26 protein-coding genes, 1 tRNA gene and 1 other RNA gene are annotated in these 17,691 nt (G+C 61.8%); 11 read left to right on the top strand and 17 right to left on the bottom strand.

The features are described from left to right. Positions 1 to 83: 83 nt before the first annotated feature. A complete protein-coding gene (locus AB2B41_RS07690; RefSeq protein WP_367877180.1) occupies positions 84 to 1,904 on the top strand; it encodes a M3 family oligoendopeptidase in 1,821 nt (606 codons plus the stop codon). Beyond that, the gene (locus AB2B41_RS07685) at positions 1,901 to 2,398 is read left to right on the top strand and encodes a GNAT family N-acetyltransferase (RefSeq protein ID WP_367877179.1); all 498 of its coding nucleotides are present in this window, start codon (positions 1,901 to 1,903) and stop codon (positions 2,396 to 2,398) included. The genes AB2B41_RS07690 and AB2B41_RS07685 overlap by 4 nt, the downstream gene beginning before the upstream one ends. A gap of 9 nt (positions 2,399 to 2,407) precedes the next feature. Here AB2B41_RS07685 and AB2B41_RS07680 read toward each other — a convergent pair whose 3' ends face one another. From AB2B41_RS07680 to AB2B41_RS07655, 6 genes are all read right to left on the bottom strand, one after another. Then, positions 2,408 to 2,650 (bottom strand): CDGSH iron-sulfur domain-containing protein, encoded by a 243-nt coding sequence (locus AB2B41_RS07680; protein WP_367877178.1) that lies wholly within the window; start codon positions 2,648 to 2,650, stop codon positions 2,408 to 2,410. Positions 2,651 to 2,720: 70 nt separating this feature from the next. Then, entirely contained in the window at positions 2,721 to 3,737 is a 1,017-nt protein-coding gene (locus AB2B41_RS07675; protein WP_367877177.1) for a glycoside hydrolase domain-containing protein, read from the bottom strand. 154 nt (positions 3,738 to 3,891) lie between these two features. Then, positions 3,892 to 4,347, bottom strand: a complete 456-nt coding sequence (locus AB2B41_RS07670; RefSeq protein ID WP_367877176.1) for a DsrE family protein — start codon at positions 4,345 to 4,347, stop codon at positions 3,892 to 3,894. A 107-nt stretch (positions 4,348 to 4,454) separates the two neighbouring features. Beyond that, positions 4,455 to 4,724, bottom strand: a complete 270-nt coding sequence (locus AB2B41_RS07665; protein ID WP_367877175.1) for a DksA/TraR family C4-type zinc finger protein — start codon at positions 4,722 to 4,724, stop codon at positions 4,455 to 4,457. Between the two features lie 69 nt (positions 4,725 to 4,793). Beyond that, positions 4,794 to 5,690 carry an RNA polymerase sigma factor RpoH gene (gene rpoH / locus AB2B41_RS07660; RefSeq protein ID WP_367877174.1) on the bottom strand — a complete coding sequence of 299 codons (897 nt, stop codon included), beginning with the start codon at positions 5,688 to 5,690 and terminating at the stop codon, positions 4,794 to 4,796. 169 nt (positions 5,691 to 5,859) lie between these two features. Further along, positions 5,860 to 6,894 (bottom strand): RluA family pseudouridine synthase, encoded by a 1,035-nt coding sequence (locus AB2B41_RS07655; RefSeq protein WP_367877173.1) that lies wholly within the window; start codon positions 6,892 to 6,894, stop codon positions 5,860 to 5,862. On the opposite strand from AB2B41_RS07655, the gene AB2B41_RS07650 reads away from it, so the two are divergent. After that, on the top strand, positions 6,893 to 7,177 hold the full coding sequence (locus tag AB2B41_RS07650) for a DUF6476 family protein (protein ID WP_367877209.1): 285 nt from the start codon (positions 6,893 to 6,895) through the stop codon (positions 7,175 to 7,177). The genes AB2B41_RS07655 and AB2B41_RS07650 overlap by 2 nt on opposite strands. 94 nt (positions 7,178 to 7,271) lie before the next feature. On the opposite strand, the gene AB2B41_RS07645 is transcribed toward AB2B41_RS07650, so the two are convergent. Together AB2B41_RS07645 and AB2B41_RS07640 are read right to left on the bottom strand one after the other, a co-directional pair. Then, on the bottom strand, positions 7,272 to 7,877 hold the full coding sequence (locus AB2B41_RS07645; RefSeq protein WP_367877172.1) for a hypothetical protein: 606 nt from the start codon (positions 7,875 to 7,877) through the stop codon (positions 7,272 to 7,274). Positions 7,878 to 8,023: 146 nt separating this feature from the next. Continuing rightward, positions 8,024 to 8,248: a DUF6471 domain-containing protein gene (locus AB2B41_RS07640; RefSeq protein WP_367877171.1), complete on the bottom strand. Its 225-nt coding sequence runs from the start codon at positions 8,246 to 8,248 to the stop codon at positions 8,024 to 8,026. A gap of 102 nt (positions 8,249 to 8,350) precedes the next feature. Here AB2B41_RS07640 and AB2B41_RS07635 point away from each other — a divergent pair, with 102 nt between their 5' ends. From AB2B41_RS07635 to AB2B41_RS07625, 3 genes are all read left to right on the top strand, one after another. After that, on the top strand, positions 8,351 to 9,313 hold the full coding sequence (locus AB2B41_RS07635) for an IS1595 family transposase (protein WP_367877170.1): 963 nt from the start codon (positions 8,351 to 8,353) through the stop codon (positions 9,311 to 9,313). A gap of 81 nt (positions 9,314 to 9,394) precedes the next feature. Next, positions 9,395 to 9,661, top strand: coding sequence for a hypothetical protein (locus AB2B41_RS07630; RefSeq protein ID WP_367877169.1), 267 nt, complete (start codon positions 9,395 to 9,397; stop codon positions 9,659 to 9,661). Continuing rightward, positions 9,654 to 10,016 carry a type II toxin-antitoxin system HicB family antitoxin gene (locus tag AB2B41_RS07625; protein WP_367877168.1) on the top strand — a complete coding sequence of 121 codons (363 nt, stop codon included), beginning with the start codon at positions 9,654 to 9,656 and terminating at the stop codon, positions 10,014 to 10,016. Before AB2B41_RS07630 ends, AB2B41_RS07625 begins: the two co-directional genes overlap by 8 nt. Positions 10,017 to 10,030: 14 nt before the next feature. Here AB2B41_RS07625 and AB2B41_RS07620 read toward each other — a convergent pair whose 3' ends face one another. The 4 genes from AB2B41_RS07620 to AB2B41_RS07605 form a co-directional block, all read right to left on the bottom strand. Continuing rightward, positions 10,031 to 10,384, bottom strand: a complete 354-nt coding sequence (locus AB2B41_RS07620; RefSeq protein ID WP_367877167.1) for a hypothetical protein — start codon at positions 10,382 to 10,384, stop codon at positions 10,031 to 10,033. Between the two features lie 163 nt (positions 10,385 to 10,547). After that, positions 10,548 to 10,624, bottom strand: a tRNA-His gene (locus AB2B41_RS07615). Between the two features lie 67 nt (positions 10,625 to 10,691). After that, entirely contained in the window at positions 10,692 to 11,552 is an 861-nt protein-coding gene (locus AB2B41_RS07610) for a DMT family transporter (protein WP_367877166.1), read from the bottom strand. Next, positions 11,549 to 12,031, bottom strand: coding sequence for a GNAT family N-acetyltransferase (locus AB2B41_RS07605; protein WP_367877165.1), 483 nt, complete (start codon positions 12,029 to 12,031; stop codon positions 11,549 to 11,551). Before AB2B41_RS07605 ends, AB2B41_RS07610 begins: the two co-directional genes overlap by 4 nt. Positions 12,032 to 12,111: 80 nt before the next feature. On the opposite strand from AB2B41_RS07605, the gene AB2B41_RS07600 reads away from it, so the two are divergent. Then, entirely contained in the window at positions 12,112 to 12,321 is a 210-nt protein-coding gene (locus AB2B41_RS07600) for a DUF6324 family protein (RefSeq protein WP_367877164.1), read from the top strand. Positions 12,322 to 12,330: 9 nt separating this feature from the next. On the opposite strand, the gene AB2B41_RS07595 is transcribed toward AB2B41_RS07600, so the two are convergent. After that, complete coding sequence (locus AB2B41_RS07595; protein ID WP_367877163.1) at positions 12,331 to 12,801, bottom strand: MmcB family DNA repair protein; 471 nt, start codon at positions 12,799 to 12,801, stop codon at positions 12,331 to 12,333. A gap of 201 nt (positions 12,802 to 13,002) precedes the next feature. Between AB2B41_RS07595 and AB2B41_RS07590 the strand changes: the two genes are divergently transcribed. The 3 genes from AB2B41_RS07590 to ssrS all read left to right on the top strand — a co-directional run bounded on the left by AB2B41_RS07590 (position 13,003) and on the right by ssrS (position 13,975). Continuing rightward, a complete protein-coding gene (locus AB2B41_RS07590) occupies positions 13,003 to 13,323 on the top strand; it encodes an ArsR/SmtB family transcription factor (protein ID WP_367877162.1) in 321 nt (106 codons plus the stop codon). Then, the gene (locus AB2B41_RS07585) at positions 13,320 to 13,742 is read left to right on the top strand and encodes an SRPBCC family protein (RefSeq protein ID WP_367877161.1); all 423 of its coding nucleotides are present in this window, start codon (positions 13,320 to 13,322) and stop codon (positions 13,740 to 13,742) included. The genes AB2B41_RS07590 and AB2B41_RS07585 overlap by 4 nt, the downstream gene beginning before the upstream one ends. 79 nt (positions 13,743 to 13,821) lie before the next feature. Further along, a non-coding RNA gene (ssrS, locus tag AB2B41_RS24070) (6S RNA) lies at positions 13,822 to 13,975 on the top strand. Positions 13,976 to 14,011: 36 nt separating this feature from the next. Here ssrS and AB2B41_RS07580 read toward each other — a convergent pair. From AB2B41_RS07580 to ribB, 4 genes are read right to left on the bottom strand one after another with little or no spacing between them, the layout of a single operon-like run. Then, a complete protein-coding gene (locus AB2B41_RS07580; protein ID WP_367877160.1) occupies positions 14,012 to 14,323 on the bottom strand; it encodes a hypothetical protein in 312 nt (103 codons plus the stop codon). Positions 14,324 to 14,379: 56 nt separating this feature from the next. Next, positions 14,380 to 14,853 (bottom strand): transcription antitermination factor NusB, encoded by a 474-nt coding sequence (gene nusB, locus AB2B41_RS07575; protein WP_367877159.1) that lies wholly within the window; start codon positions 14,851 to 14,853, stop codon positions 14,380 to 14,382. After that, a complete protein-coding gene (locus AB2B41_RS07570) occupies positions 14,850 to 15,401 on the bottom strand; it encodes a 6,7-dimethyl-8-ribityllumazine synthase (RefSeq protein ID WP_367877158.1) in 552 nt (183 codons plus the stop codon). The genes nusB and AB2B41_RS07570 overlap by 4 nt, the downstream gene beginning before the upstream one ends. 5 nt (positions 15,402 to 15,406) lie before the next feature. Beyond that, positions 15,407 to 16,546: a 3,4-dihydroxy-2-butanone-4-phosphate synthase gene (ribB, locus tag AB2B41_RS07565; RefSeq protein WP_367877157.1), complete on the bottom strand. Its 1,140-nt coding sequence runs from the start codon at positions 16,544 to 16,546 to the stop codon at positions 15,407 to 15,409. Between the two features lie 185 nt (positions 16,547 to 16,731). Here ribB and AB2B41_RS07560 point away from each other — a divergent pair, with 185 nt between their 5' ends. Next, the gene (locus tag AB2B41_RS07560; protein WP_367877156.1) at positions 16,732 to 17,691 is read left to right on the top strand and encodes a nuclear transport factor 2 family protein; all 960 of its coding nucleotides are present in this window, start codon (positions 16,732 to 16,734) and stop codon (positions 17,689 to 17,691) included.

Below are 17,691 nucleotides of genomic sequence, written 5' to 3'. Positions count from 1 at the left end.
CCCCGCAAGGGGTGCGATGAGCCCGCCGCTTGCCCTTCCCCGCTCTGCCCCCTACCTAGAGACAAACAACATGAGGTACCCCGATGCTCCCCCTTCCGTTCCCCGTTCGTGACGCCAATGCCACCGCAGGTGGCAAGAACCTCGGCGATCTGCCGGAATGGGACCTCGACGATCTCTACACTGGGCAGGACGCGCCCGAACTCAAGCGCGATCTCGACTGGCTTGAGAAAGCCTGCGCCGATTTCGCCACAGACTACGAAGGCAAGCTGAAAGACCTCGACGCCAAGGGGCTGCTCGACTGCGTGCTGCGCAACGAAAAGATCAACCAGGTGGCGGGCCGCATCATGTCCTTCGCCGGCCTGCGCTACTACCAGCTGACCACCGACGCGGGCCGGGCGAAATTCCTCTCCGACTGCCAGGAGAAGATCACCAATTTCACCACGCCGCTCGTGTTCTTCACGCTGGAACTCAACAAGCTGCCCGACGACCACCTCGACAAGCTGCTCGACCAGAACGCCGATCTCGCCCGCTACAAGCCCATCTTCGACCGCATCCGCGCGATGAAACCCTACCAGCTCTCTGACGAGCTCGAGAAATTCCTGCACGACCTCGGCGTCGTCGGCGACGCCTGGGAGCGGATGTTCGATGAGACCATCGCCGGGCTTGAGTTCGACGTTGACGGAGAAGTGCTGGGCATAGAAGGTACCCTGAACCTGCTGACCGACCCCGAGCGTGCCAAGCGCGAGGCCGCCGCGCGCGAACTGGCGGCGGTTTTTCAGAACAACATCAAGACCTTTGCCCGCGTCCACAACACGCAAGCCAAGGAAAAAGAGGTCATCGACCGCTGGCGCGCCATGCCCACCGCCCAGACCGCGCGGCACCTGTCGAACCAGGTCGAACCCGAGGTGGTCGAGGCCCTGCGCAACGCCGCGGTGAATGCCTACCCGAAACTCTCGCACCGCTATTACGAGCTGAAACGCCAGTGGCTTGGCCTTGACCGGATGCAGGTCTGGGACCGCAACGCGCCGCTCCCCATGGAAGACCCCCGCATCGTCGACTGGCCGTCCGCGCGCAAGATCGTGATGGACGCCTACACAGCCTTCGATCCCCGCATGGGTGAACTGGCCACCCCCTTCTTCGACAAGGGCTGGATCGACGCCGCCGTGAAGCCGGGAAAGGCGCCGGGTGCCTTTGCGCATCCCACCGTGACCAACGTGCACCCTTATGTGATGCTGAACTACCTTGGCAAACCGCGCGACGTGATGACGCTGGCGCATGAGCTTGGCCACGGCGTGCACCAGCGCCTCGCCGCCGATCAGGGCGAAATGCTCTCCTCAACCCCGTTGACACTGGCCGAAACGGCCTCCGTCTTTGGCGAGATGCTCACCTTCCGCAAGATGCTCGACGGGGCCAAGAACGACGCCGAGCGCAAGGTCCTGCTCGCGGGCAAGGTCGAGGACATGATCAACACGGTTGTCCGCCAGATTGCCTTTTACGACTTCGAATGCAAACTGCACGACGCACGGCGCGGCGGCGAACTCACCCCCAATGACATCAACGCGCTCTGGATGTCGGTGCAGGCCGAAAGCCTCGGGCCCGCCTTCGATTTCATGGAAGGATACGAGACCTTCTGGGCCTATATCCCCCACTTCGTCCACTCCCCTTTCTACGTCTACGCCTACGCCTTTGGCGACGGGCTCGTGAACGCGCTTTACGCCGTCTACGCGGAGGGCGAAAAAGGGTTCGAGGACAAGTACTTCGACATGCTCAAAGCGGGCGGCTCCAAGCACCACAAAGAGCTTCTCGCGCCCTTCGGCCTCGATGCCAGCGATCCCGCCTTCTGGGACAAGGGCCTCAGCATGATCTCGGGCTTCATTGATGAGTTGGAGGCGATGGAGGAGTGAGCCAGACCCTGCGGCTGGAACCGCTGGGCGCGGGCGACCTAATCAAGGTCGCCCATATCCGCGTGGCACCTGATCAGTTGATCTACTCCGGCAGCGTGGCCGAGGCTTTCGGGGCGGCGGAAGAGGGCGTCGACTTTCACGCCATCCTCGAGGGCGCTGAGGCTGCGGGTTTCTTCAAGATAGACCGCGCTTACGACATCCGCTTTCCCTTCGTCCCGGCAGGCGCCCTTGGCCTGCGCGCCTTCATGGTCGATCACGGCCGCCAGGGCGAAGGCATCGCCAGCCGCGCGGTGCGCCTTCTGCCCGATTACCTGCGCGCATTGTATCCCCATGCCAAAGTCATCTACTTGACCGTGAACAAGGTCAACTCGGGCGCTATCCGCGCCTACCTGAAGGGTGGTTTCACCGACACCGGCGAAGAATGGCCCCACGGCGATGCAGGCCTGCAGCATATCATGCGCATGACCCTGGCACAGCCTGCCCCAACCGCCTGACCAGAGCGGTCAGATCTTCGCATGCGTCCCGTCGCAGACGGGCGCCTTGCCACTGTGCTTGCACCCACAGAAAAACACCGGCTTGCTTTCGGTCGCCTCGTATTTCATCGGCGCAAAGGAGGATCCCTTGTGCGAGCCGTCGCAGAAGGGCTGCTTCGACGATTGGCCACAGGTGCAGTAGAAATAGGACTTGCCTGCCTCGACCTCCACGCGGAAGGGAGACTTCTGGGCGATGTTCGGAACGTCTGACATGAAAGAGCCTCTGAGCTTCGATACCGGCAAAGCCTAGCAACGCGCAACGGGGCTGGCAAATCCGAAGGTTTCACTCCTCCCAGGCATACGTCGCGTCGCAGCGGACGGCTGAAGGGAATGGCGTAATCCACCCGCGCGCGCCACTGTCCGAAATCCGGGATCTCCGGGTTGACCGCATTGAAATCAAACTGGAAATCCCCCCCTTCTGAAATGACCATCCCTGGCAGACGGTCGTCAGTTCCTGCCGCATCACCCAGCGCCCAGAGGCGTTGAAACGGTCGTAACCCGGCAGCCCCTTCGATTGCGACAGCCAGCAAATCTCGGCCAGCCCAAGCCCCAGCAAATGCTCGCAGACCATTCCGCCGCCGTAGGCTCCGAGGCGGTAGCGGATGCCCGTCTGCTGCCCGAAATTGGCGAATATCCTTTGCAGGTCCCGAAAATAGCTCTCCACATGCGGAAGCATGTCTTCGCCGCGATGCTTGCCCAAGGTGCCGCCGAACAGCGCCGCCCCCTCTTCGCGGTATATGTCGTAGAACGCCTTGTGTTTGCGGTAGGCTCCCGCGCCCATGCTCGTCTGCAAGGTGGCCTCGCGGGCGGCCGAGATCGGGCCGCCGCCGCTCTTGGCGAATTCGTAGTTGGCCGACACCAGCGCCCCGTCGACCCCGTCCACCCCGAAATAGATGGCCGATCCGGACGGCTGGCCATTGGCCAGCGCCAGCTCGATCGCCCGCTGCGCATCGAGCGCGGCACGCCCCGGTGTGAGGAAAGTCATCGGGTTGTCATTGTGGTGCTGAAACACCGCCAGCACTGAAAATCCCGCCTCCAAAAGGGCCTGTGTCTCCTCCGGCATCGGTGTTTTGCACGGCAGCGTCTCGGCCACATTGTCGTAGTAGCGGATGACTGTCTCGACGCCCATCTGCCTCAGCGCGGACAGCCCCGGCACCCCGCCGCGCGCGGTCAGTTCCGTCAGCGGATGCGAGGCGTCGATCGCCGTCATCTCCGGCTGCGCCTCACAGCCTGGCCCGGCCCTCAGCGGCGATCCGCAGAGTGCAAAGAGCAACAGCAGCAAGAAGTGGCGCCAGGTCATCGGGTGCGCGATCCAGCCAGGGGCACGGGGTCAGCTTGGACCGCAGGTTACCATCATCCGCTGATTCCCGCGATCCGGGCGGGTCACCTGACCGAGGGCCAAACAAGAAAGGGGCGCCGCCGCGCCCCTTCTCCCTCTTCTGTGCGCCCTGGGCTCAGGGCTTGATGTAGGTATATCCCTGCTGCTGCAGATGCGACAGCTCGGCCACGCCCGAGGGCACGATGTCCTCCTCCCAGACATCATAGAGATCATCCGAATAGCTGATCTTGCGCCCTTTCAGCGTATTGTTGCACACCTGAAAGCTCACGTTCTGCCCCTTCAGCGAAGAGACCGCCGTCTTCAGCGCATCGTCTGTCTTGGCGCTCATCAGCACGCCAAGGCCATTGCCGTGCAGCACCACCTTGATGTCCATGTTCTCCGCACCCACGGCGTTGATATGGTTCTGGATGTTGCGCATGGCGCCCTTGTATTTCTTCGATTCCGGTCCCCCATCGTAATTGATGTGATAGACCACCTTCTGCTTGCCGTATCTTTCCGATGCCTCCGCCTGAATGGCCCCGCTCAGCGCGAACAGGGCAGCAAAGGCGATAGCCAGAAACGATTTCAACATGATGTCCTCCCTAGACTGTTGTCAGGTGAGCCTAGCCGGGAATCGGGAAATATCCAAATATTCATATGTTAGAATGAAAAGCGACCGGAAACCCCGCAAACCGCCCCTTACTTGAGCTGGCTGTCCTTTGACCCCCGCCGGTTGATGCCGCCGCGCACCTTGAAGACCGCGTCCCGCTCCGCCACGCAATCCACGCACAACTTGACCCCCGGTATCGCCTTCCTCCGCGCATCGGGGATCGGTTCTTCGCATTCCGCGCAATGGGTCAGACTCTCGCCCACCGGGGCGCGGCGCGCTTTCATGCGCGCCAGTTCGTCGCTGATCGACGCCTCGATCTGCTCGCTGACCGCACCGTCCTTCGCCCAACCGCCTGCCATGTCATGCTCCCAAAAGAAAACCCTGCCCGATGATGCGGGCAGGGTCGGTTCTGCGTCAAGATCGGGCGATCAGGCTGTCGCCATCATCCCTTTTTCCTTGGCAAGCTCGCGCATTTTCTTCTGCAGCTTCTCGAAGGCGCGCACCTCGATCTGCCGGATACGCTCGCGGCTGACGTCGTACTTGGCGCTGAGATCCTCCAGCGTGATCGTCTCGTCGCTCAGCCGCCGCTGGGTCAGGATGTCCTTTTCCCGGTCATTCAGCACATCCAGCGCCTCGGCCAACATCTCGCGCCGGGTCTCCAGCTCATCGCGTTCGGCATAATCCGCTGCCTGGTCGGCGTCCTCGTCCTCCAGCCAGTCCTGCCATTGCATCGTGCCTTCGCCGTCACTGCCCACCTGCGCATTGAGAGAGGCGTCGCCCCCCGACATGCGCCGGTTCATCGAGATCACCTCTTCCTCCGTCACGCCGAGGTCATTGGCGATCTGGGTGACGTTCTCGGGGCGCAAATCGCCCTCTTCGAGCGCGCCGATCTTGTTCTTGGCCTTGCGCAGGTTGAAGAACAGCTTCTTCTGACCGCTTGTCGTGCCCAGTTTGACCAGCGACCACGACCGCAGAATGTATTCCTGGATGGACGCCCGGATCCACCACATCGCGTAGGTGGCCAGCCGGAAACCCTTTTCGGGATCGAAGCGCTTGACCGCCTGCATCAGGCCCACGTTGGCCTCCGAGATCACCTCGGCCTGGGGCAGCCCGTAACCGCGATAGCCCATGGCGATTTTCGCCGCCAACCGCAGATGCGACGTCACCATCTTGTGCGCGGCCTCGGTGTCCTGTTCCTCGACCCAACGCTTGGCCAGCATATATTCCTCTTCCGGCTCCAGCAGCGGAAACTTCCGAATCTCCTGCATGTAGCGGTTCAGACCACCTTCCGGCGTCGGCGCCGGCAGATTTGCGTAATTGGCCATCTTGTCCCCTTTTCCTGTCGTCAGGGCCTTATGTTTAAAGGCTTAACATGGATATGGTAGCGGTATCCTGCGGATTCAAGGCATCGCTTGTACGGTTTCTTAATAATGGCACAAGATATGTAAAAGATAACTTACATTGCTGCGCGTTCACGCGCTCGTGCACTTGATGTCAGACCGCCAGCCGCACCGCGTCCAGCAAATCTGCCATATCCCGCGGCAAAGCGGCCTCGAAGCGCATCACCTCGCCGGTCACCGGGTGATCGAAGCCCAGAACCGCCGCGTGCAGGGCCTGCCGGGGAATCGACCGGACCGCCGCCGCCGCCAATTCGGGAAGCGCGGCCTTGGGCAGCTTGCGTTTCCCGCCATAGACCGGATCGCCCACCAGCCCGTGGCCTGCATGGGCCAGATGCACCCGGATCTGATGCGTGCGCCCGGTCTCCAGCCAGCATTCCATCAGGGCCAGAACCGGCGGCGTGCCAAAGCTCTCGATGGTCCGCGCGCGCGTTACGGCATGCCTGCCACCCTGGAAAAGCACCGCCTGCCGCTGCCGGTCCGTCCGGTGCCGCGCCAGCTGCGTGGTGATCTTGAGGATATTGCCCGGCTCGAAAGAAGCCCCCTTCACCCCCCGCAACCGCGGATCGTTGGCATCCGGCACCCCATAGACCAGCGCCCTGTAATAGCGCTCCACCGTGTGTTTCTCGAATTGCGCCGCCAGCCCGTGGTGCGCCGCATCCGTCTTGGCGACCACCAGAAGTCCGCTCGTCTCCTTGTCGATCCGGTGCACGATCCCGGGCCGTTTCATGCCACCGACACCGGACAGGTTTTCACCGCAATGCGCCATCAGCGCATTGACCAGCGTGCCCGAAGGCGTGCCGGGCGCCGGATGCACCACCATCCCCGCAGGCTTGTTCACGACGATCAGGTCGTCATCCTCGAACACCACCTCCAGCGGGATAGCCTCGGGCCGGATATGGCTCTCTTCCGCCTCCTCGACCCCGATCTCGACCATCTGCCCTTCTGTCACCCGTGCTTTCGGATCGCGGGCCACCGCCCCATCGACCTTGACGGCACCCCGCTCGATCAGCCTGGCCAGCCTTGTCCGCGACAGGTTCGCCTCCTCTGGCACATCCCGCGCCAGCGCCTTATCAAGGCGGGGCGGCGGGCTTTCCCCGAAAGCGAAGGACACGGTGCGATAAATGGACATGGACGATCCGGTTGAGCCTGCGAACCTGCGGTTCCTGCGGCGGTTGGTGACGATGCTCACGGCGGTGATGATTGCCGGGGTCATAATCGTGATCGGCCTGCTTGTCACGCGCCTGAACCGCGACACACCCACCCTGCCCGACCAGATCGCCCTGCCCGACGGGACAGTGGCCCGCGCCTTCACGCAAGGCCCCGACTGGTACGCCATCGTAACCACCGACGATGAAATCCTGATCTTCGACCGCCTCACCGGCGCGCTCCGCCAGACGGTCAGGATCGACTGACCCTCTTTCTGGCCTCATAAAGTCCGGCCTTATGTATCAAACGCACCAAGCCCCCGGAAGGGGGTGAGGCGTGATTAAGGCGCTGGTGCTAATTCTATGTCTTCTCAGTTCTAACTCTTCCAAAGTAGACCTGCCTCACGCCGTCCGCATCTGCTTTGAAGGGTATTGTTCCGAAAACTGGTTCGGATTGGACGATTTCCTCAAAGACATCTACCCACTCGACAATCACAGCAAAGAATATGTTCGAATCGCCAGACCTAAGCGCTTCAAGGTCGGTTCTAAAAGTTCTCTTCAGGCTTTGGTTTTCTATTTCCCCTTGCGCTCTTACCGTGTGAGCAACTGGCATTGTCCGGTGGAGGCTTCTTTCATCTCTAAGTCTAAACTCTTCACTCCTTGGAAGAGCGTCAATTTGATAGAGGAAACTGATCGAACTAGCGGGAGACTGACCGCTATTTGGCACTCTACCCTGAATCTCAACAACAATGTTCGGCTTGGGTTCGTCAGTGTTGTCCGGGCTGAGGCTTGGCGCTCTGACGTCCGCGCCTTTGACCTCGAAAGACAGATATGCACGAACCTGAGCCTCACCAATTCTCGTGGTTTCAGCGGCCATGATCCTAGTGTCACGCAAGGTAAAGTAAACCAGAACAACAGCAGTCAGAGTGAGCAAAGTCATCAGCCATTGGGCGAGAGTATCGTCCATATAGACGACACGCGAGACCAGCCACCAGCGGTCATTCTTTGGGGCTACCTCATTGCCTTCTTGGCTTTCGGAACTTGGTGCGGCTACCTCGCCTGGATAAGTATCAAGCAGCAAACTGAGAAAAACGGTGGCGGCAACACCAACCGTTAATCCAATCGCAAATCCGTGGCCCCAATGGCGGTTAGACACTGCAACATAAACGCCGCTGAAAACTTCCCACGGGACAGCTTGTTGCGGACGTTCACCTCTTTTTCGCTGATTCCAATAGCGCCCAGCTTTTCAACAAGTTGGGCGTAAGTCACCCCCTTGCGTTTCAACTCTGCCTTGAGGATGTTCGCCGCCTGTGTCTCCCATTCCGTTTGGTCGGGCATGTATCACCTATGAATAAAAAAGTAACGTAAATGATACCTATGCCCTTGTAGGCGATACGTCAACGTACTATATCTGCTACATAAGCAACGGATAAAGTACAAATGGCACAGCACTTTCTTCTCTCAGCAGCGTCCCGAACCCTCAGCCTTCGCGCGATCTACAAGGCTGGCGAGGATGCGGCGTATGAGACCTTCTGCAAGATGCGCTGGCCTGAGACTGATGGCGAAGCTGTCTGCCCATGCTGCGGCTTTGACGAAGCCTACAAGATCACCACGCGCCGCAAGTTCAAGTGCAAGGCTTGCCATCACCAGTTCAGCGTGACTAGCGGCACGATCTTCGCCAGCCGCAAGATGGACTTCGTAGACCTGCTGGCCGCGATCTGCATCATCGTGAACGCCTCCAAGGGCGTATCCATGGTGCAGCTTTCCCGCGATCTGGATTGCCAGTACAAGACAGCTTTCGTACTGGACCACAAGCTGCGTGAAGCGATGGCACTGGAAGTGCAGACAGGCGAAATTCTGGAAGGCCATGTCGAGATTGATGGCGCGTACTTCGGCGGTCATTTCCGCCCCAAGAACGCCAAGACTGATCGCGTGGATCGTCGCCTTAAAGAACACCAGACCGGCAAGCGCCGCGTTGTTGTCGCAATGCGTGAGCGTCATGGCCGCACGTTGCCGATTGTTACCCTCAATGAGGGGGAAGGCGTTGCGCTGGCAAACGAGAATGTCAGCCGCATGGCTACCATGTCAGCGGACGAAGCAAGCCACTGGGACATGCTGCATATGGGCTGGCACGTTGACCGCGTGAACCACTCCGAGATGTACAGCGATCACGGCAAACACACAAATTGGGTCGAAAGCTATTTCTCGCGCCTGCGCCGCATGGTGGAAGGTCAGCACCATGGCGTCAGCCCACAGTGCCTTTACCAGTACGCCAATCACGCTGCGTGGCTGGAGGACAACCGCCGCACCGACAACGGCACGCTGGCGCATATCGTGGTCAGCAACGCGATGGGTTCGCCGGTGTCGCGTCAGTGGAAGGGATACTGGCAGCGGGCGGCTTGATCGCCACTCGCCACTCTTGGTTGTAGAATCGTGCCCTTAAGACCTAGTGTGAGCCTGTCACCGGGCCGTGAAGGGTGTTTAATGGCAAAGAAGAAGTCCTTATTTGAGAGAATGAAGAGCAATCCAAAAGGGGACTGGACGATTGGCGATGTTGAGGCATTTTGTAAGCAGGAAGGACTGGACTTCCGTAAGCCTAACGGGGGCTCTCATCATGTCGTTTCCAGCAACCATATATTTGGCAATGTCACAGTGCCTTACAAAAGGCCGATCAAGCAGGGATACATTAAGAGTTTGGTGAGTTATACTGAAGCCCACCGAAGGGCGGAAAGGAGGAAGAAGGATGACTGATACAAAGTATGTTGTTGTTGTCGTTCCTGATGAGGAAGACGGCGGATACTACGCATATATCCCCGACCTCCAAGGCTGCATGGGTGACGGCGAAACGCCACAAGATGCTGTAGAAGACGTGATCGCGGCATCATATGCTTGGATAGAGGTGCAGAACGAGCGCGGTGCCGAAGTTCCTAATCCGGGAGAGGAAAGCGAGCGACTTGATCAGCAAATGCAAGAACAGGCTGACTATATCGAGAAGCTTGAAAATGAACTTGCCGCAGCGAATCGGGAAATCCGCGTACTTAAGGCTCAACGAAAGGCGCGATTTCAGTACCCACGCGCCGGTGCTGGATTTCGGATCGCGGGCTAGTCCTATCACTGGACCTATGGGGCCAGCCACAACCGCCCCTCACGCTGAACCAGCCCCTTAGCCTTCAGCTTCACCAGAACGCGCAACGTCCTGCCATAGGCAAAGTCTGGCTCTAACTCCGGCCTGCGCTTGGCAACGTATGCCGTGGCCTCTCTGAGCGTCATAGGGCCGTCCCTGAGCGCCTCTAGCAGCATTGCCGTCATCATCCCGCGCGGTGCCACGTCCTTGCGCTTGGGTGGAAGTACACGGGGCATGTGAACGCCCCGCATCCGTAGCAGCTCCTCAACGTGTTCTAGGCCCTCTCCCTTGTTGCGGATGATCTGTTTGCGGAGCGCCAGCAACGCGCTATCTATCGTTCTGTCCTGCATGGCCCAAAGGATGATTCACATCAGGCGCAAGGTCAGCTAGATTGTTGGTGCGCTTGATACATAAGGCCGATAAAGTCCCGGGGAGTCGCGCTTGCGCGACGGGGCGGAGCCCCCAAACAAAAACAACGCCGCGCCAGCGGCTCAATTTCTGCAGAGAAAAGGGTGGTACCACCTCCCCGGCTCGAACGGGGGACCTCCTGATCCACAATCAGGCGCTCTAACCAACTGAGCTAAGGCGGCACTGCGCCGGATTTAGCCGCCGACACCCCGGATTGCAAGTCCCAAGAGGCAGAAGACGGACCAATCCTCAACCCCGGCTCAGCACCGCCAGGCTCACCCCGAGCAGCGCCAGACCGAGACCCAGCAGGAACACCGGCCCCACCCCTTCTCCCAGCAGAAGGGCCCCGACGAGGGTCGCGGTGACCGGCGAAAGCCCCATCAGCACCGTCGCCTCTCCCGCATCCGTATGCTTGAGCGCGGTCAGCCACAGAAGGTAGCCCGCCCCGCTGGCAAGACCGATAAAGAGAACCAGCCCCCAATCTGTTACTGTCAGCGCGGCCATCTCGGCCCCCGGTGCCTCGGTCAGGGTGCCGGGGATCAGCGTCACGGTGGCCGCCGCCATCGCCAGGGTGCCGATCTGCAGCGTCGGATAGCGGTGCAGATAGGGCCGGTAGAAGATCGAACAGAGCGCCCCGGCACAGGCCGAGGCAAAGACCAGCGCCGCACCCACAGGACTGCTCGGCAAGGTCGTCGCACCCAGGCAGACCGCCACGCCCGTGAAAGATATCAGCGCCCCCACCCCGCGCAGGACCGTCAGCCGCTCGCGCCCCAGCGCCGCCGCCAGCAGGATGGTGACCAGCGGAAAGGTGGCAAAGATCACGCCACCCTGCGCGGCGGTGACACTTTGCAGCCCGGCGTTCAGCAGCGCCACCAGCACCGCGAATTGCCCCACACCAAGCGCCAGGATCGGCACCAGATCACCGGACGCGATCCGCGCCCGTCGCATCCGCAGAAACAGCGGCAAGAGCACGGAGACCCCGATCCCGTATCGCAGGAGCGCCAGTGTCATTGGGCTCACCTCCCCCGCCAGAGCGCGCGTCGCCACCAGCGCCAGCCCCACCTGCACGCCGGTCGCGGCCGCGGCCAGCTGGCCTTTCAAGCGGCTCAAAGGTCGATGTCCCAGTGCTGTTCCACCAGCGGCTGCCCGAAGGAGACGACCGGTTCGGACGACGCCAGCCGCCAGCCCGTCTTGGCATAGAGCGCGCCCGCGGCCCGGTGCGACTCGTGCGTCCAAAGCTTCATGTGCCGGTACCCCCGCGCCCGCGCGAAATCCATGCAGGTCGCCAGAAGCCGCTTGCCCAGCCCCTTCCCACGCGCCGCGTCGGTCAGCAGGAAGAGCCGCAGCTTCGCCGTCTCTTCGTCCAGCCCCACGCAAAAGATGCTGCCAAGCCGCCGTTCCCCGCGCCAGGCGATCCAGCCTCTTTCCCGCTCGGGGTCATGGCCGGCCAGAAAGGCGTCGAGTATTTCACCAACCAGCACCCCGAAAGTCTCATCGAACCCCTCGGCCCGTGCGTAATGGTCCTGGTGCGCAGCCACCAGCCAGTCCCGGTCCCCCGGTTCAAACCTGCGAATCTCGACATCTTCCACCGCCCCAGCATGCGCCCCCAACCGCTTGCCTTTCAAGGCGCGGCGGGCTAGCGATATCTCCTGTCAGACCGGAGGCAGCCATGGGCATCAACGACGAAAGCGATATCGAGGCCAACCTGCAGATCGGCCCCACCGATGCGGGCATGGTCCGGCTTTACATCGAGGGTGTCGGCTTTGAGATCCCCATGGATTTCACGCCCGAGGAAGCGCTCGAGATTGCCGAGGAAATCACCGCCGCCGCCAACCGCGTCTCGGGCATGCAGGCCAACAAGAAAAAGAAAAAGCGGTAGGGAAACGCCCTAATCCCATTCCGGCAGCAAGTCGGGATCACGCAGCAGATGAAGCCGCCGCGCGGCGTGGAACGCGAATTTCTGCACCATCACCTTGCGCCGCGCCGGGGCAAGCTTCGCCTCGGGGCCCATGCGGATGATCTCGGCACCGTAGGCATCGCCGATGATCAGCCCGGTGTCGTCCGGCAAAAGCTCCGTCGGGAAATCCTGATCCACGGCCCAGAAGAAACGGTCCGCCCATTCGATGTAGCCTTGCCACTTGCTGTCCGAGGTGAAATCGGCGCGCGAGGACTTGCACTCCACCACCCAGACCTCGCCCTTCGGTCCCAGCGCCATGACATCCACCCGCAACCCCCGCGCGGGCACCAGCTCTTCCACGCAGGCAAAGCCATGACTGACCAGATGCCGCGCCACACCGCGGGCAAGAAGCTGGCCGGGCTGCAGGTTCGGTACGGACGATTGAAGGTCGATATGCGCCATACGCAAATTTATGAACATTTCGTGAACATGATCAAGGGGACGGCGACAGAATACTGAGAACAAACACCGCGCCCCAGAGGATTTTTATGTTTTTCAATACGTTAAAATGTTCATCGACGCGACGACGCAACCGGGGTTGACATGGAACTATTAGGTATCATTAATTAGTGATACCAAAGGGTATCACTTTTAGGAACACCGATGCCAGATACAGCTCAACTGACCTTCCGTGCGTTGGCGGACCCGACGCGGCGCGACATCCTCAAACTGCTTTGCCAGCAGGAGATGACGATCGCGGATGTCTCCGACCGCTTCGATATGACCCGCGCCGCGGTCAAGAAACATCTCACCGTGCTCAGTGACGGTGGGCTCATCACCGTCACGCCCCGCGGGCGGGAGCGGATCAACAGGATCAATCCCGCGGGTTTCGCCCCTGTTCTGAGCTGGTTCGAATTCTTCGACAGCTTCTGGGACGACCGCCTCGACGCCCTGAAATCCGCAATCGAAAAAGACAAGCCATGAGACCGACCGTGATCGAAAAGACCCTCTTCCTCAAAGCCACGCCTGCCGAGGTCTGGGACTACCTGACCCAGCCGGACAAACTGGCGCAATGGTTCCATGCGCCCAAGGCACCGCTGGCCGAGGGGGCACCGCTCGAGATGTTTGGCGCGACATCCGGAGAAAAGGTGATCTGGGGGGATGTCATTACCGCCCGCGCGCCGGAGTATCTCGAATACACCTTTACCGTCGGACCGATGGGCGATGCCGTGAGCACCGTCAAATGGACCTTGCAAGAAGTGCTCGGCGGCACAAGGCTGCATCTCTACCACGACCGCTTGCCGCAGGGCGAGGCCGCCTTTGGCCTGACGCTTGCGCTCGACAAGGGCTGGGACGACCATCTGGGCCGGATGCGCAGGCATCTCCACGGGGAGACCGATTGATGCTTCTGGCGGGCTTGGGAAATAACTCCGCCTGCACCCTTGCAGCCCGCCCGTCATCGGCCTACCTCTAGCGCCGTGGCGGGTTCTGCGCTGTTCGTGTGACGTTACATTCCAGTGGCCTTAAGCAAATCCGAGGGAGCTGGCTCTGTCCGGGCCCTGGTCCGGTTACCCGGCGCCCACCTGTAGTAACAGGTCCTCGGGAATAAACACTGACCGGCAGAGGCGGTCCCGCCACACTTTCTCTGGGATATCAGGCAGGTAAGCGGCGCTCAGAGCGACCGCTTCGCCGCGGGCGCGGTCTGTGGCACCGGAACCAGCGCCTCCGGGGCCCCACCGCGCGGCCCGCCATCGTCCTTGCCCTCTTCCGCCATCAACATGATCGCAACACCGTTCTGCACCCCGGCGAACACGATCCCGTTCAGCACCCAGAACACCACAAGCGCCATCAGCCCGATGTCCGAGCCGCTGATCAGATGCCACAGGTTCGCGACGTTGAAATAAAGCAGCATCGCGATGAAGACGGCAGAAATGGCAAAGCCGATCAGGCAGTGCTTGATGTAGAATTTGAAGATCGTGGGCATGGCAAACGTCCCTCCTGCCTGAAGGGTAGCACGCCCGGCCCGTCCGTCAAAATGGGTCAGAATGCCTCGGGCCGGGCCTCGCGCGCCATGTGGTCGAGCACGGCATTCACGAACTTGGGCTCCTTGCCTTCCGGAAAGAATGCGCGTGCCACATCGACATATTCGGTGATGATCACCTTGGGCGGCGTGCCCGCGTCCCGCAACTCCGCGCCCGCCGCGCGGAAGAGCGCCCGCAGCGTCGGGTCGATCCGCGCAATCGGCCATTTGGCCACCAGCGCCCGGTCCGTCATCTGGTCGATCGGCGCCTGGTAATTCACCGCCACGTCCAGCAACCGCGCAAAGAGGTCGATGTCCCCATCGACCATTTCCTCGCCCTCATAGACCGCTCCAAAGCGGTGGTCGAGGAACTCTCGCCGCACCGCCTCCACCGTCTGGTGGGAATGCTCCATCTGGAACAGCGCCTGCACGGCATAAAGCCGCGCCGCCGATCTCATCTTGCGCTTCTGATTGCCCGAAAGGCCCGTGCTCATGCCGTCGTGTTTCCGTCCGTATCGCCGGCCATCAGCGTATCTTCTCCGCGTGGCTTGAACCCCACGCCCTTGCTGGCCGAGGCCCACTTACGGGCCAGCGCAATCAGATGCAAGGCCGCCGCTGCCGCCCCGCCGCCCTTGTTCTGCCCCTCGGGGTCCGCGCGCACCAGCGCCTGTTCCTTGTTCTCGACCGTCAGGATGCCGTTGCCGATGCACAGCCCCGCCAAACCCAGTGTCATCAGCCCGCGCGAACTGTCGTTGCACACGGTCTCGTAATGCGTCGTCTCCCCCCGGATCACGCAGCCAAGGGCGACATAGCCGTCGAAATTGCTGCGCCGGTCGCTGATCCCGATGGCGGTCGGTATCTCCAGTGCCCCCGGCATCTCGATCACCTCGTAAGCAGCCCCCACCGCGTCGAGCTCGGCCTTGGCGCCGGTCAAAAGTCCCTCTGCGACGTCACTGTAATAGGGCGAGACCACGATCAGCACCTTCACGGGCTTGTCGAAAGTCGGACGCGGCAGCACGGTATGTTCTTCTGCGGATGCCATGGCTCTTACCCCTTGCTCTCGGGCGCGGTGGTGATCGGCCGCGTGCCCACGATTTCAATGTGATAGGCATCAAGGCCCAGGTACCGCGTTTCGGGATTGTCCGTCAGCAGCACCAGCTTGGTCAGCCCAAGCGTCGCCAGTATCTGCGAGCCCAGCCCCGTGTTCTTGACCGTGCGCGGCCCCTCGTCTTCCTCACCCTCAAGCCGCAGACGCGGATAGGGATCGCGGAAGAGCAGCACCGCGCCGCGCCCCTCTTCGGCGATGATCTCCATCGCGCGGGGGATTTCATCCGCCGGACTAGGCCCCAAGCCCAGAATATCCTCCAGCGCGTTGATCGCATGGGTCCGCACCAGCACCGGCTCGGGCCCCGAAATATCGCCCTTGATCAGCACCACGTGGTCCGTCCCGGTGATCTGGTCCGCGAAAATCCGCATCTCCCAGTCACCGCCATAGGCCGAGGTCACGTCCCGCCGGTCACGCTCCACCAGCAGGTTATCGTGCTTGTGACGGTAGGCAATCAGGTCGCTGATCGTCCCGATCTTGAGCCCGTGTTTCGCGCCGAAGTCCACGAGGTCCGGCAGCCGCGCCATGGTGCCATCGTCTTTCATGATCTCGCAGATCACGCCCGAGGGATGCAGCCCCGCCAGACGGCTGATGTCGACCGCCGCCTCCGTATGGCCCGCGCGCACCAGCACGCCGCCATCCCGCGCCCGCAGCGGAAAGACATGGCCCGGCGTCGCGATATCCGCCGCGCCCGCCTGCTCGGAAATCGCCACGCCGATGGTCAGTGCCCGGTCGGCGGCCGAGATACCTGTGCTCACCCCTTCCCGCGCCTCGATGCTCACCGTGAAAGCGGTCTCGTGACGCGAGGAATTGTTCACCGCCATCATCGGCAGGCCCAGTTCGGCCACCCGCTCCGCCGTCAGCGGCAGACAGATCAGCCCGCGCCCGTGGGTGGCCATGAAATTGATCGCCTCGGCATCGGCGAATTGCGCCGGAATGACCAGATCGCCCTCATTCTCGCGGTCCTCGTGATCGACAAGGATGAACATCCGGCCCTGCCGCGCCTCCTCGATGATCTCCTCGATGGGCGAAATGGCGCTGGCCAGTCCTTCCTCGACAGGTCCCGGTGTTTCGTAGTTCATGGCATTCCCCAAGTGGCTGCGCCTCATGTAGCCCAGCCCCGCCGCTTTGACCAGCGGTGGAGGGGGCCTCCACCTTACGTCACCGACCATCCCGTAAGGTGCAGGTGCCCTGCACCCCCCAACACGCTTGATCGCTCCGCCTTCCCCGGGCAGCATAAGCCAACCCCCCTCGCAAAGGCCGCCCCATGGTCACCCCCTCGCCCGAACTTGTCGCCGTGGTCCGCCGCTGGAACGACGCGATGCGGCGCAAGGACGGGCGGGCGCTCACCAACATGCTCTCGACCTCCGAACACCTGCTCTACCAGGGCAGCGCCGAAGGCGAGACCTGGCGCGGCCCGGTCCTGTGCGAAGGCTTTGCCGATCACGCGCGCGAGATCCCCGATTTCGACTGGGAGGAAACCAGCCTCGAGGCCTTCGAGATGGGTAATGTCGGCTGGGCCCACTGCCTTGCCAACCTGCGCTTTCATTCCAACGGCAAGCTGGTGCCCTGCCGCTTCACCTTCGTGCTGGTGATCGAGGACGGGATTTGGCGGATGATCCAGATGCACGGCTCGAACGGTTTTCCCAACATGGAAAAGATGGGCACTGAACACGCCGCCCTCGACCGCCTCGTCAAGGCCGCGCGCGAGGGGTTCTCGCTCGACCAGCGCGAGGGGCTGGCGACGGTCATGTTTACCGATATCGTGAATTCCTCGGGTCTCGCCGCCGCCGTGGGCGACCGCATCTGGACCGCCACCGTCAGCGCGCATTTTCGCCAGGTCACTCAGATCGTCACGGACCAAGGCGGCCAACTGGTCAAATCCCTCGGCGACGGCACGATGTCGAGCTTTACCTCTGCCCGCGCCGCCCTCGCCGCCGCGCGCGACATTCAGCGCCAGACCGCCGCCACAGACTCCGAGCCACCGCTCACCCTGCGCATCGGCCTGCACAGCGGCGACGTGATCCAGACCAAGGACGATTTTTTCGGCAATGTCGTGAACAAGGCCGCCCGCATCGCCAGCGCCGCCGCGCCGGGCGAAATCCGCATCTCCGACGCCTGCCGCCTGATGTCCGCAGAGACCCCCGACCTTACCTTCGATGACCCGGTCGAGACTGAGCTTGCCGGTATTGCCGGCCGACACGTTCTCTTCCGGCTCAACTGGTAG

Source organism: Sulfitobacter sediminis (assembly GCF_040811725.1).
GTDB lineage: Bacteria > Pseudomonadota > Alphaproteobacteria > Rhodobacterales > Rhodobacteraceae > Sulfitobacter > Sulfitobacter sediminis.
The sequence above is the reverse complement of the archived record's forward strand: the minus strand, read 5'-3'. Positions and strand labels throughout refer to the sequence as shown.

Coding starts and splice junctions, on each gene's coding strand:
- rpoH (WP_367877174.1), bottom strand. CDS start 5,690: ATGGCCAATTACGCAAATCTGCCGGCGCCGACGCCGGAAGGTGGTCTG.
- ribB (WP_367877157.1), bottom strand. CDS start 16,546: ATGAACTACGAAACACCGGGACCTGTCGAGGAAGGACTGGCCAGCGCC.
- AB2B41_RS07665 (WP_367877175.1), bottom strand. CDS start 4,724: ATGGCAGGCGGTTGGGCGAAGGACGGTGCGGTCAGCGAGCAGATCGAG.
- AB2B41_RS07570 (WP_367877158.1), bottom strand. CDS start 15,401: ATGGCATCCGCAGAAGAACATACCGTGCTGCCGCGTCCGACTTTCGAC.
- AB2B41_RS07595 (WP_367877163.1), bottom strand. CDS start 12,801: ATGGCGCATATCGACCTTCAATCGTCCGTACCGAACCTGCAGCCCGGC.
- AB2B41_RS07675 (WP_367877177.1), bottom strand. CDS start 3,737: ATGACCTGGCGCCACTTCTTGCTGCTGTTGCTCTTTGCACTCTGCGGA.
- AB2B41_RS07620 (WP_367877167.1), bottom strand. CDS start 10,384: ATGCAGGACAGAACGATAGATAGCGCGTTGCTGGCGCTCCGCAAACAG.
- AB2B41_RS07630 (WP_367877169.1), top strand. CDS start 9,395: ATGGCAAAGAAGAAGTCCTTATTTGAGAGAATGAAGAGCAATCCAAAA.
- AB2B41_RS07680 (WP_367877178.1), bottom strand. CDS start 2,650: ATGTCAGACGTTCCGAACATCGCCCAGAAGTCTCCCTTCCGCGTGGAG.
- nusB (WP_367877159.1), bottom strand. CDS start 14,853: ATGAGCACGGGCCTTTCGGGCAATCAGAAGCGCAAGATGAGATCGGCG.
- AB2B41_RS07640 (WP_367877171.1), bottom strand. CDS start 8,248: ATGCCCGACCAAACGGAATGGGAGACACAGGCGGCGAACATCCTCAAG.
- AB2B41_RS07670 (WP_367877176.1), bottom strand. CDS start 4,347: ATGTTGAAATCGTTTCTGGCTATCGCCTTTGCTGCCCTGTTCGCGCTG.
- AB2B41_RS07635 (WP_367877170.1), top strand. CDS start 8,351: ATGGCACAGCACTTTCTTCTCTCAGCAGCGTCCCGAACCCTCAGCCTT.
- AB2B41_RS07585 (WP_367877161.1), top strand. CDS start 13,320: ATGAGACCGACCGTGATCGAAAAGACCCTCTTCCTCAAAGCCACGCCT.
- AB2B41_RS07650 (WP_367877209.1), top strand. CDS start 6,893: ATGGACGATCCGGTTGAGCCTGCGAACCTGCGGTTCCTGCGGCGGTTG.
- AB2B41_RS07690 (WP_367877180.1), top strand. CDS start 84: ATGCTCCCCCTTCCGTTCCCCGTTCGTGACGCCAATGCCACCGCAGGT.
- AB2B41_RS07645 (WP_367877172.1), bottom strand. CDS start 7,877: ATGGACGATACTCTCGCCCAATGGCTGATGACTTTGCTCACTCTGACT.
- AB2B41_RS07600 (WP_367877164.1), top strand. CDS start 12,112: ATGGGCATCAACGACGAAAGCGATATCGAGGCCAACCTGCAGATCGGC.
- AB2B41_RS07590 (WP_367877162.1), top strand. CDS start 13,003: ATGCCAGATACAGCTCAACTGACCTTCCGTGCGTTGGCGGACCCGACG.
- AB2B41_RS07655 (WP_367877173.1), bottom strand. CDS start 6,894: ATGTCCATTTATCGCACCGTGTCCTTCGCTTTCGGGGAAAGCCCGCCG.
- AB2B41_RS07580 (WP_367877160.1), bottom strand. CDS start 14,323: ATGCCCACGATCTTCAAATTCTACATCAAGCACTGCCTGATCGGCTTT.
- AB2B41_RS07625 (WP_367877168.1), top strand. CDS start 9,654: ATGACTGATACAAAGTATGTTGTTGTTGTCGTTCCTGATGAGGAAGAC.
- AB2B41_RS07560 (WP_367877156.1), top strand. CDS start 16,732: ATGGTCACCCCCTCGCCCGAACTTGTCGCCGTGGTCCGCCGCTGGAAC.